8 protein-coding genes are annotated in these 11,778 nt (G+C 70.0%); 4 read left to right on the top strand and 4 right to left on the bottom strand.

What is annotated here, in order from left to right; all coding sequences use genetic code 11:
• Positions 1 to 118: 118 nt before the first annotated feature.
• The 4 genes from Q4I23_RS24725 to Q4I23_RS24710 all read right to left on the bottom strand — a co-directional run bounded on the left by Q4I23_RS24725 (position 119) and on the right by Q4I23_RS24710 (position 6,465).
• On the bottom strand, positions 119 to 871 hold the full coding sequence (locus Q4I23_RS24725; RefSeq protein WP_040137916.1) for a glucose 1-dehydrogenase: 753 nt from the start codon (positions 869 to 871) through the stop codon (positions 119 to 121).
• Positions 872 to 992: 121 nt separating this feature from the next.
• Positions 993 to 1,952 carry a LysR family transcriptional regulator gene (locus Q4I23_RS24720; RefSeq protein WP_498527971.1) on the bottom strand — a complete coding sequence of 320 codons (960 nt, stop codon included), beginning with the start codon at positions 1,950 to 1,952 and terminating at the stop codon, positions 993 to 995.
• A 112-nt stretch (positions 1,953 to 2,064) separates the two neighbouring features.
• On the bottom strand, positions 2,065 to 3,753 hold the full coding sequence (locus tag Q4I23_RS24715; RefSeq protein WP_498527970.1) for an acyl-CoA dehydrogenase family protein: 1,689 nt from the start codon (positions 3,751 to 3,753) through the stop codon (positions 2,065 to 2,067).
• Positions 3,754 to 3,795: 42 nt separating this feature from the next.
• Positions 3,796 to 6,465, bottom strand: a complete 2,670-nt coding sequence (locus Q4I23_RS24710; RefSeq protein ID WP_498527969.1) for a 2-oxoglutarate dehydrogenase E1 component — start codon at positions 6,463 to 6,465, stop codon at positions 3,796 to 3,798.
• Between the two features lie 373 nt (positions 6,466 to 6,838).
• Here Q4I23_RS24710 and Q4I23_RS24705 point away from each other — a divergent pair, with 373 nt between their 5' ends.
• The 4 genes from Q4I23_RS24705 to Q4I23_RS24690 all read left to right on the top strand — a co-directional run bounded on the left by Q4I23_RS24705 (position 6,839) and on the right by Q4I23_RS24690 (position 11,647).
• The gene (locus tag Q4I23_RS24705) at positions 6,839 to 7,924 is read left to right on the top strand and encodes a TRAP transporter substrate-binding protein (protein ID WP_145626188.1); all 1,086 of its coding nucleotides are present in this window, start codon (positions 6,839 to 6,841) and stop codon (positions 7,922 to 7,924) included.
• A gap of 103 nt (positions 7,925 to 8,027) precedes the next feature.
• Positions 8,028 to 8,675, top strand: coding sequence for a TRAP transporter small permease subunit (locus Q4I23_RS24700; protein WP_498527968.1), 648 nt, complete (start codon positions 8,028 to 8,030; stop codon positions 8,673 to 8,675).
• 7 nt (positions 8,676 to 8,682) lie between these two features.
• Positions 8,683 to 10,635, top strand: a complete 1,953-nt coding sequence (locus tag Q4I23_RS24695) for a TRAP transporter large permease (protein ID WP_498527967.1) — start codon at positions 8,683 to 8,685, stop codon at positions 10,633 to 10,635.
• 31 nt (positions 10,636 to 10,666) lie between these two features.
• Complete coding sequence (locus Q4I23_RS24690; RefSeq protein ID WP_498527966.1) at positions 10,667 to 11,647, top strand: ketopantoate reductase family protein; 981 nt, start codon at positions 10,667 to 10,669, stop codon at positions 11,645 to 11,647.
• Positions 11,648 to 11,778: the final 131 nt, after the last annotated feature.

Below are 11,778 nucleotides of genomic sequence, written 5' to 3'. Positions count from 1 at the left end.
GACCCCCGAGATTTACACTCGCGTATAATCGTCGGCAGCTTCTGTTGTGTATACGAGACCCCCCCCCCCCCGCCCCGGGGGGTTGGGTTAGGGTGGGGGCTAACGGACGATGCGATCCTTACACGCAGCGCCCGCCGTCGATCTCCAGCACCACGCCGGTCAGGAAGGCCGCCTCGTCCGACGCGAGGTAGAGGGCGGCGTTGGCGACGTCGGTCGGCTGGCCCAGGCGGCCCAGCGGCACGATGCCCATCATGCGCGCCCGCTTCTCCGGGGTGTCGCCGCCCATGAAGGTGGCGAGCAGCGGCGTCTCGGTGGCGACCGGAGCCAGGGCGCAGACGCGGATGTTGTCGGGCGCCAGTTCCAGCGCCAGCGACTTGGTGATGTTGTGCACAGCACCCTTGGTCGCGTTGTACCAGACCAGGCCCGGACGCGGCCGCAGGCCGGCGGTGGAGCCGAGGTTCAGGATCACGCCGGACTTCTGCGCCCGCATGGTCGCGACGACCGCCTTGGAATAGAGGTAGATCGACTTGACGTTCAGCGCGAAGACGCGGTCGAACTCCTCCTCCGTCACATTCTCGAACGGGCCGTTGGCGTGGGTGGAGCCGGCGTTGTTGACCAGGATGTCCAGCCGCCCGAATTTCTCGACGGTGGCGGCGATGGTCATCTCGACATCGGCCATCTTGGTGACGTTGGCGGCGATGCCGATGGCGGACTCGCCCAGACGTTCGGCGACCGCCTTGGCGGCGTCGCCGTTGATGTCCACGACCGCGACGCGGCCACCCTCGCGCACGAAGGTCTCGGCCATCGCGAGGCCCAGCCCCTGCGCCGCACCGGTGATCAGGGCGACCTTGCCGTCAAGACGCTTCGTCATTCTTATTTCCTCCCCAGGGGATTATGTGGTGATGGGGAGGCTATCCGCGCCGCCCAGGCCGTGCTATGGACCATCCGTCATAGCTGCTATCAGCCCGCACAGCCGTGTCATGCCCATCGCGTCAGGGCGCGCTGTTCTCCCCGGCGCTGCCCGGGGCGACGACCTTGCCCTTCAGCACGCCGTTGGCGACGCATTTCGCCACCTCGGCGTGGATCAGCCGCAGCAGGGCGCGCGTCGCCTTCGACACCGGCTGGTGCAGCGGCGTCGCGGTGACGAGCATGGCGTGCATGTCCTTCGAGCTGATTTCGCGGGCGACCAGCCGGCCCTGCCGCACCTCGCGGTGGACGGCGCCGAAGGGCAGGATGGTCGAGCCCATGCCCTCCTCCACCAGCTGCTTGATGGCGGTGACGGAATCGATCTCCATGTCAACCTGCAGGTCGATGTCGGCCCGCCGCACCGCGGCGTCCACCACCCGGCGAAGGCCATTCTCCAGTCCCGGCAACACGAAGCGCAGGCCGCCCAGCGTCTCCACCTCCACCGGCCCATCGTCGCCGGCCACCGCGTCCTTGGCGGGCTGGACGAGCAGCAGATTTTCCACGAGCAGCGGCGAGGACAGCATGCTGCGCCCGCGCCGCGCGTCGTAGAGCACGGCGAGGTCGAGCCGCCCGCCCTCGACCCATTCCAGCAGCGTGCCGCTGAACACCTCGTGGATGCGCAGCGTGGCGTCGGGGTAGTTCTCGTGGAAACGGCGGGCCAGCGGCGCCCCCAGCGTGGCGCAGATCGACGGGGGGAGGCCCAGAGTGACCGACCCGGTCAGCCGTTCCGACTGGTCCTGGATCTCCTCCTTGATCTCCGACAGCGCGCCCAGCAGATGGCGCACCACGTCATAAAGCTTGCGCCCCTGCTGGGTCAGCGAGACGCCGCGGCCATGGCGGTAGAACAGGCTGGTGCGCAGCTCGTGCTCCAGCTTCTGGACCTGACGGCTGAGCGCCGGCTGGGTGATGCCAAGCTTGACCGACGCCTTGGAAAAGCTGCCAAGGTCGGCCACCTGAACAAAGTAGCGCAGTTCCAGAAGTTCCATTGGAGGACAGGTCTCGTCGTTCGGCCTCCGGGTCGATTAGCGAATACGCCGGTATGACACAAGCGGAGTCCTGACAGGTCAGTCCTGCCCGGTCCTCCGCCATGTCTCGCGATCAATTGCGCCGGGTGAGCAGGCCACGCGCCACAACCTGGGCCTGGATTTCCGCCGCCCCTTCGAAAATATTCAGAATACGGGCGTCGCACAGCACACGGCTGATCGGATACTCGACCGCGTAGCCGTTGCCGCCGTGGATCTGCACCGCGTTGTCGGCGTTCGACCAGGCGACGCGCGCGGCCAGCAGCTTGGCCATGCCGGCCTCGATGTCGCAGCGGCGGTCGCTGTCCTTCTCACGCGCGGCGAAATAGGTGAGCTGGCGGGCGATCATCGTCTCCACGGCCATCCAGGCGATCTTGCCGGCGACGCGCGGGAAGGCGGCGAGCGGACGCCCGAACTGGACGCGCTCCTGGGCGTAGCGCAGGCCAAGCTCCATCGCGTTCTGCGCCACCCCGACGGCGCGGGCGGCGGTCTGGACGCGGGCGGATTCGAAGGTCGCCATCAGCTGCTTGAAGCCCTGGCCCTCGACACAACCCAGCAGGTTCTCACGCGGCACCGCGAAGCCGTCGAAGCCGATCTCGTACTCCTTCATGCCGCGATAGCCGAGCACCGGGATCTCGCCGCCGCTCATGCCCTCGGCCGGGAAGGGGTCCGCCTCGGTGCCGCGCGGCTTCTCGGCGAGAAGCATCGACAGGCCGCGGTAGCCGGGGGCGTCCGGATCGGTGCGCACCAGCAGCGTCATCAGGTCCGACCGGCTGCCGTGGGTGATCCAGGTCTTCGCCCCGGTGACGCGGTAGGTGTCGCCGTCCAGCACCGCGCGGGTGCGCAGGCTGCCCAGGTCGGAGCCGGTGTTGGGCTCGGTGAAGACGGCGGTCGGCAGGATTTCGCCGGACGCGAGGCGCGGCAGCCAGCGCGCCCGCTGCTCGGCGGTGCCGCCCAGGCGGATCAGCTCGGCGGCGATCTCCGCGCGGGTGCCCAGCGAGCCGACGCCGATGTAGCCGCGCGACAGCTCCTCCGTCACCACGCACATGGCGAGCTTGCCCATGCCGAGCCCGCCGTCCTCCTCCGGCACGGTCAGGCCGAAGACGCCCATCTCGGCCATCTGCTCGACCACCGGCGTCGGGATCAGCTCGTCCTTCAGGTGCCAGTCGTGGGCGTGCGGCTCCACCACGTCGGCGACGAAGCGGCGGAACTGCTCGCGCACCATGTCGAGCGCCTCGTCCTCCAGCGCCGCCTCGCCGAAGCCGCCCCCGTGCAGCGCATCGGTCAGCAACTCGGCGATGCGCAGCCGCAGGGTGGAGGCGTTGCCGGCGGCGATCAGCCGGCGCACCGCCTCGGTGCGGAAGACGGCGCGCTCCGCGTCGTCCAGCCCGAAATCGGCGGGGCGGACGATCTCGCCCTGGCTCATCGCCAGACCGCCGTCGAGCTGGGCCAGATACTCGCCGAAGGCGGCCTGGAGCATGCAGGCCTCCAGCTCGCCCAACCGGCCGGCGCGGTCCAGCCGCTCCGACCAGCCCTGCATCTGGCGCAGCGCCTCGGCGTAGGTCGCCACCCAGGCGAAGCCGTGCGCCGCCACCTGATGGCGGTCGAGCGCGGCCGCATCGACGCGCCCGTCCGGCGCCACCAGCGCGGCGACGCCGCGCTCGGCGGCCTCGGCCAGCCGCGCCACCGCGTCGAGAGCCGCCGACGTGGTGGCCAGCAGGTCGGGCAGCGGAAGCGGGCCGTTGGAGGTTGGGGTGGACGACATGGCGCGTTTCCTCGGTGCGTGTTGTTTTGGTGTTGTTCTTGCTCAGTCTGCCGCGATCGTCTCACGGGGCGGGAGGGACGCGGCGATCCCGGCGAAGGCCTGCTCCACCAGCCGGCGCTGGTCGGCCTCGTGGTCGCCGTGGAAGCTGCCGGCGGGCGAGGCCGCCTCGTCGCGGGCCACGCAGGCGACGCGCGGTTCGGCGCAGCCGGCGGCCGCACGCAACGCCTCCAGACGGCGGTCCAGATAGGTCCAGGCGCCCAGGTTGCACGGCTCCTCCTGCACCCAGGCGCAGGACGCGCCCGGCCAGCGGCGGAACAGCGCCGACAGAGCGTCGTCGGGCAAAGGGTACAGCATTTCCAGCCGGACCACCGCCACACCGTCCGCCCCGCGCTCGGCCCGCTCGCGCTCCAGCTCGTAAGCCAGCTTGCCGCTGCACAGCAGGATGCGCTCGACCCGCTCCCCGGCGGTGACGATCACCGGCTGGAAGGTAGTGCCCGGCGCGCAGTCGGCCAGCGTCGACACGGCGGCGGGCAGGCGCAGCAGCGTCTTCGGGCTCAGCACCACCAGCGGCTTGCGGTCGCGGCGCAGCATCTGCCGGCGCAGCAGATGGAAGTAGTTGGCCGGGGTCGAAGGGTGGGCGACGCGGATGTTGTCGCGCGCCGCCATCTGAAGGAAGCGTTCCGGCCGGGCGGAGGAGTGTTCCGGCCCCTGCCCCTCCAGACCGTGCGGCAGCAGGATGACGAGGCCGGAGGGCTGGCGCCACTTGTCCTCGGCGCTGACGATGAACTGGTCGATCATGATCTGCGCGCCGTTGGCGAAGTCGCCGAACTGTGCCTCCCAGATCACCAGCGCGTCGGGCCGCTCCAGGCTGTAGCCGTACTCGAAGCCGAGGACGGCGTATTCCGAGAGCGGGCTGTTGACCACGTCGAACCGCGCCTGCTCCACGCCCAGGTGATTCAGGCTGACGTGGCGGCGCCCGGTGACGGTGTCGGTCAGCGCGAAATGGCGGTGCGAGAAGGCGCCGCGCACCACGTCCTGCCCGGTCAGCCGCACCGGCGTGCCCTCGGCCAGCAGCGTGGCGAAGGCCAGCGCCTCGCCGGTCGCCCAGTCCAGCGGCTCCTCGGCGCGGCGGCGGATGACGCGCTCCGCCTTGCGGTCCACGGCCAGCCCGTCGGGAATGGCGGCCAGCGCCGCCAGCAGCCCGCGCAGCCGGTCGTCGGCGATGCCGGTGTCCGGTTCGGCGGGAAGCGTGCCGGCCGGGGCGAAGGGCGCCCAGCGCCCACCGGGGAAGCCGTCGTGGTTCGGCCGGTGGTCGGAGGCCGCGGCCAGCGCCTCCTGGAAGCGGGTCTTGTGCCCGGCGGCCAGCGCCTCGGCCTCCTCAGGACCGACCAGCCCGTCGGCGGCCAGCCGCTGCGCGTAGAGGGCACGGGCCGGCGGGTGGGCGTCGATCGCCTTGTAATCGAGCGGCTGGGTGAAGCGCGGCTCGTCGATCTCGTTGTGACCGTTGCGGCGGTAGCCGACGAGGTCGATCACCGCGTCGCGCCCGTGCGCCTGCCGGAAGGCCACGGCGAGGTCGGCGGCGCGCAGGGCGGCGTCGGGATCGTCGGCGTTGACGTGCAGGATGGGGCTGTCCACCGCCTTCCACAGGCCGGTGCAGTGGAGCGAGGTCCGCGCCTCCTCCCGCTCGGTGGTGAAGCCGATCTGGTTGTTGACGATGACGTGGATGGTGCCGGCGACGGTGAAGCCGGGGACGCCGGACAGTTGCAGCGCCTCCGTCACGCTGCCCTGGCCGATCACGCTGGCGTCGGTGTGCAGCAGCACGCAGAGCACCCGCTTGGCCTCACCCCCACGGTCCTTCTCCAGGTCTTGGCGCGCCCGCGCGCGGCCCAGCGTGACCGGGTTGATCGCCTCCAGGTGCGACGGGTTGGGCGACAGGGTCAGGGACAGCGACCGCTCGCCGAAGGAGAGGTTGCTCTCCACCCCCATGTGGTAGGGCACGTCGGCGGGAACCGGCGGGTCGGCCAGGAAGGGATGCATGCCCTTGATGCCGGCGAACAGCTCGACCAGCGGCTTGCCCAGCGCGTTGGCCATCAGGCTGAGCCGGCCGCGGTGCATGGTCCCGACCTGTACCTCGGTGACGCCCGCCGCCGCCGCCGCCGCGAGGATGCGGTCGAGCAGCGGGATCAGCGTCTCCATGCCCTCCGCCCCGAAGCGCTTCTTGGTCGGATAGCGGACGGCGAGCAGCCGTTCGAACTCCTCCGCCGCGGTCAGCAGCGCCAGCGCGCGGCGGCGCGCCTCGGCCGGCGGAGCGGCCTCCGTGCCTTCATAGGCGTCGCGCAGCCAGAAGCGCAGGGCCGGATCGTCGATGTGCGCGGTCTCCAGCGTCAGCGTGCCCTGGTAGAGCCGGCGCAGGCGCGCGGTCTGGGCGTCCTCGGACGCGGAGGATGCGGGAGGCGTGGCTCGGCCCAGCGGGTCGAGGGCAGCGGCGGCGTGGCCGCGCTGGCGGATCTCCTCCTGCCGCAGCGGAACCGACGGATCGCCGGCCGGACCGCCCGGCGGTGCCCCGGCGGGAACGGCGCCCAGCTCGTCGAGGATCTGGAAGACGGCGCGCCAGCTCACGTCCACCGACGCGGGGTCCTCGCGGAAACGTTCCTGCAACGCTTCGAGATAGGCGGCTCCGGCGGCGTTGAGCGGGGAGGACGGCCTAGACATGGCGCACACCGTTCATGCGATTGAACATCCGTCGGTTTGATGGCGGTCGAAGACCAGTGGCCCCCAGCTTATCGGCCCATCGCGCGGTGCGGAGCGCATGGCGTGCCTGTAACAGATATTCATTGCGGGCATAGCAAACCGTCCGCGCCCGCACTGGTTGGGGCGGGATCGCGCGGGTTTCGAGTGAAACCGTTCGTACCGCTGATGGCTTGCCGCGCTTATGGCTGATATGCCGGCAATACGCATTCCGCTGTGCGGCCGCCTGATCCACTGTCAGGGTCACCACACCCTCCCCGGCCACGCACCGGGGACCAAGCGCGTCGGACCGGCATCGCCTCGTCCGGGCGACAAAAACCTCGGGAGGAAGATCCACATGAAGCGCCGTCAATTCTTCAAGGGTGCCGCCGTCGTTGCCGGCGCCTCCACCCTCGCCGCCCCGGCCATTGCCCAGTCGGAGCCGACGATCCGCTGGCGCTGCGTGTCCAGCTTCCCGAAGAACATCGAGGTGCTCTACGGCAGCGCCGAGGTGCTGGCGAAGAACATCGCCGAGGCCACGGACGGCAAGTTCCAGATCCAGGTGTTCGCCGCCGGCGAGCTGGTGCCAGCCCTCCAGGCGCTCGACGCCGCCAGCAACGACACGGTGGAGATGGCCCACACCGCGTCCTACTACTATGTCGGCAAGGACCCGAGCTTCGCCTTCGGCTGCTGCCTGCCCTTCGGCCTGAACACCCGCCAGCAGAACGCCTGGTTCTACCACGGCGAAGGCGGCAAACTGCTGGAGGAGTTCTACGCCGGCCACAACCTGAAGGCGCTCGCCGGCGGCAACACCGGTTCGCAGATGGGCGGCTGGTTCCGCAAGGAAATCAAGAGCGCGGAGGACCTCAAGGGGCTGAAGTTCCGCATTTCCGGCCTCGGTGGCCAGATCCTGTCCAAGCTGGGCGTCGTGCCGCAGCAGGTCAGCGGCGGTGATATCTACCCGGCGCTGGAGCGCGGCACCATCGACGCTGCCGAGTTCAACGGCCCCTACGACGACGAGAAGCTCGGCCTCTACAAGATCGCGCCGAACTACTATTACCCGGGTTGGTGGGACGGCACCTCGCTCCAGCACTTCTTCATCAACACGAACCGCTGGAACAGCCTGCCCAAGCATTACCAAGCGGCGCTGACCTCGGCGGCGGCGCTCGCCAACGTCGACAGCGTGGCGCGCTACGACGTGCTGAACCCGGCGGCGCTGAAGCGCGTGGTGGAGAAGGGCGCCAAGCTGCGCGCCTTCCCGCAGGACGTGCTGCAGGCCAGCCACAAGGCGGCCATGGAGCTTTACGACGAGCTGTCGGACAAGAACCCGACCTTCAAGAAGTTCTACGAGAGCTACCGTCGTTTCCAGACGGACTCGAACCTGTGGAACCAGGCGTCGGAATACGCCTACGACAGCGCCGTCCTCCGCCTCGCCCGGCGCTGATCCGGCACCGTGTCAACCATGACCGGGGAGCGGGGCCGCCGCCCCCCGGCCGTGGCATCGTCGCGTTCTGCGCGACCGGCTTTTCCCGGAGGGCCTGCCCACCATGCCGACCCCCAACGCTTCCCCCTTCATGACGGCCCTGGTCGGGGCCTGCCGGCTGGTCGACGCGGTCACCGCGCGGCTGGGCAAGGCGATATCCTGGCTGATCGTGCTGGCGATCCTGGTGTCAGCCGTCAACGCCGTCGTCCGCAAGACGTTCGACGTCAGCTCGAATTCGTGGCTGGAACTGCAATGGGTGCTGTTCGCCGCCGTGTTTCTGCTCTGCTCCCCCTGGACGCTGAAGGAGGACGAGCACATCCGCATCGACATCGTGAACGCGCAGCTCGGCAAGCGCGCCCGCGACACCATCGACCTGTTCGGCCATCTGGCCTTCCTTCTGCCCTTCAGCTTCGTGATGCTGGTCACCTCCTGGCCCTTCGCCATCGCCTCCTACGCGATCGAGGAGCAGTCGATGAACGCCGGCGGCCTTCCGCAATGGCCGGCGAAGATGCTGATTCCGTTGGGGTTCACCGTACTGTTCATCCAGGGCCTGTCCGAGCTGGCCAAGCGCGCCGCGATCATGTCCGGCCACCTGGAGGACCCCAACCAGCGGGCCGGCGGCCATCAGGCGGCGGCCGAGGCCGAGGCGGAACGGCTGCTGGCGGCCGAGCGCGAGCGCACCTCCCACCCCGACACCCTTCCCAGCCGGTGACCGCGCGATGAGCACGACCTCCCCCTCCCTTTCGCCGCGCGCCGTCCGGCTGTCCGTCATCTCCGTGGTGCTGCTGGCCGTGGTCGCCGTGGCGCTCTACGTGCTGCCGGTGCCCGGCGCCGCGGCGCTCGCCGAACAGGACGGCTGGCGCGGCTGGGTCGGCCACAACATGGCGCCGATCATGTTCGCCACGCTGGTCGGCATGCTGCTGCTGGGCTATCCGGTGGCCTTCGCGCTGGCCGCCAACGGGCTGCTGTTCGGTCTGATCGGCATCGAGATCGGGCTGTTCCGCCCCGACCTGTTCCAGGCCCTGCCCGAGCGCGTCTACGGCACGATGAACAACGACGTGCTGCTGGCCGTGCCCTTCTTCACCTTCATGGGCCTGGTGCTGGAACGGTCCGGCATGGCCGAGGACCTGCTCGACACCATCGGGCAGCTGTTCGGCTCGATCCGCGGCGGTCTGGCCTACGCGGTGATCTTCGTCGGCGCGCTGCTTGCCGCCACGACGGGCGTGGTGGCCGCGTCGGTCATCTCGATGGGCCTGATCTCGCTGCCGATCATGCTGCGCTACGGCTACGACCGCCGTCTGGCGTCGGGCGTCATAGCGGCGTCGGGCACGCTGGCCCAGATCATCCCGCCGTCGCTGGTGCTGATCGTCATGGCCGACCAGCTCGGCCGTTCGGTCGGCGACATGTACGAGGCCGCCTTCGTCCCCGGTCTGCTGCTGTCGGGCCTCTACGCGCTCTACGTCTTCGTCGTCTCGATGATCTGGCCCAAGGCCGCCCCCGGCCTGCCGCCGGAGGCCATCGCCCACCGCGAGCCGAACGGCGCGCGCGGCGTCTGGCAGCTCGGACTGCTGGCCCTGTTCGCGGGCGGGGTCGCCACCTGGGTGATGGGCCGCACCGACGTGAAGTCCGGCGCCGACTACGTCGTGCTGCTGCTCTCGGTGGCGGTGCTGGTCGCCTTCCTGGCGGCGGTCTTCAACCGCGGCTTCGGCGCGCAGCGCCTCGTCCTTCAGGCCATCGCCACGGCGGTGCTGACGGCGGGGGCGGCGTGGCTGACGGTGAACGGGTGGACCACCCTGGCGCTGGTCGGTGATTCCGTCGCGGCGGGCGCCCTCTACGCCCTGGCGGTGGCGGTGGTGGAGAGGGCGACCGGCCGGCGCCTGATCTCCCGCATGGCGGAGCAGGCGACCTTCGTCATGGTGCCGCCGCTGGCGCTGATCTTCCTGGTGCTGGGCACCATCTTCGTCGGCCTCGCCACCCCGACCGAGGGCGGCGCCATGGGTGCGGTCGGTGCGCTGGCCCTGGCGGCCATGAAGAAGCGGCTGAACTTCGACATGGTGCGGCAGGCGACCTACGCGACGGCCAAGCTGGCGTCCTTCGTGCTGTTCATCCTGATCGGCGCGCGGGTGTTCTCGCTGACCTTCTACGGCGTCAACGGCCACATCTGGGTCGAGGAGCTGATGGTCTCCCTGCCCGGCGGCCAGATGGGCTTCCTGATCGCGGTCAGCGTGATGGTCTTCCTGCTGGCCTTCTTCCTCGACTTCTTCGAGTTGGCCTTCATCGTCATCCCGCTGCTCGCCCCGGCGGCGGATCGTCTGGGCATCGATCTGGTGTGGTTCGGCATCATCCTGGCGGTGAACATGCAGACCAGCTTCATGCACCCGCCCTTCGGCTTCTCGCTGTTCTTTCTGCGCTCGGTGGCGCCCAAGCTGCCCTACATCGACCGCATCACGAAGAAGGAGACGGCTCCCGTCCTGACCAGCCAGATCTACTGGGGTGCGGTGCCCTTCGTGGTCATCCAGCTCGTCATGGTGGCTCTGGTGATCGCCTTCCCGCAGATGGTCATGCATTACAAGTCGACTGCCACCAAACTCGACGACAAGCAGATCGAGGAGCAGTTCAAGGGCCTCGGCGGCGACCTGAACGACGACCTGCCGCCGCTGGAATTCAAGTGATCGAGACCAAGACCGAGAGAGGGAGAGCGACATGCGCATCGCCGTCGTAGGAGCCGGCGCCGTGGGCGGCGCGCTGGCCGGGTACCTCGCCGCCACGGGCCGGCACGAGCTGTCGCTGCTGGCCCGCGGCGCCCATCTCGCCGCGATCCGCGACGGCGGGCTGACCGTGCAGACGCCGAAGGGAACACTGACCAGCCGGCCGCGGGCCAGCGACTCCGCCGCCGACCTCGGCCCGCAGGATGTGGTGATCGTCACGGTGAAGGGGCACGGGCTGCCGGCCCTGGCCCCGTCCTTCCCGGCGCTGTGCGGGCCGGACACGCTGGTGGTGGCGGCGCAGAACGGCATTCCCTGGTGGTACCTGTACGGCGCCGGGGACGGCGTGACGCCGGAGCCGCTGGAGGTGGTCGATCCCGGCGGCGCCATCTGGTCGGCCATCGGGCCGGAGCGGGTCGCCGCCTGCGTGATGGAGGTGCTGCCCGCCCGCATCGTCGAACCGGGCGTCGTCGCCCACACCGCCCTGCCGGTGCTGGCCTTCGGCGCCCCCCGGCCCGGCGACCACGCGGAGAAGCTGGCGGCCCTGGCCGACTCCTTCAACGCGGCGGGCGCCACCGCCCGCCTGCCCGCCGACATCCGCGTGCCGCTGTGGAGCAAGCTGATGCTCAACATGGCGGTCGGCCCGACCAGCGTCCTGACCGGCGCCACCATGGGCGCCATGGAGCAGGCCCCCGGCATGGCCGCCGTCCAGGGCCGGCTGATGCGCGAATGCCTGAACGTCGCCCATGCCTGGGGCGTCGCCCTGCCCGACGACATCGACGAGCGGCTGAGCCGGGGCAGTGGCGTGCCCGGCCACAAGCCGTCGATGCTCCAGGATTTCGAGGCGGGGCGCAGCATGGAGATCGACCCCATCGTGACCACCGTCCTGGAGCTGGCCCGCCGCCGCGGCGTGCCGGTGCCGACCATCGAAACATTGTGGGCGCTGACCGCCCTGAAGGAGCGGGTGGCGCGCGCCTGAGCGCACAGGCCCCCACCCTAACCCCTGTCTCTTATACACATCTCCGAGCCCACGAGACTATAACAGCTATCTCGGATGCCGTCTTCTGCTTGAAAAGGGGGGGGGGGGGGGGGGGGGGGGGGGGGGGGGGG

The sequence above is a fragment of the Azospirillum sp. UFLA03-27 genome (assembly GCF_059803775.1).
The sequence above is the reverse complement of the archived record's forward strand: the minus strand, read 5'-3'. Positions and strand labels throughout refer to the sequence as shown.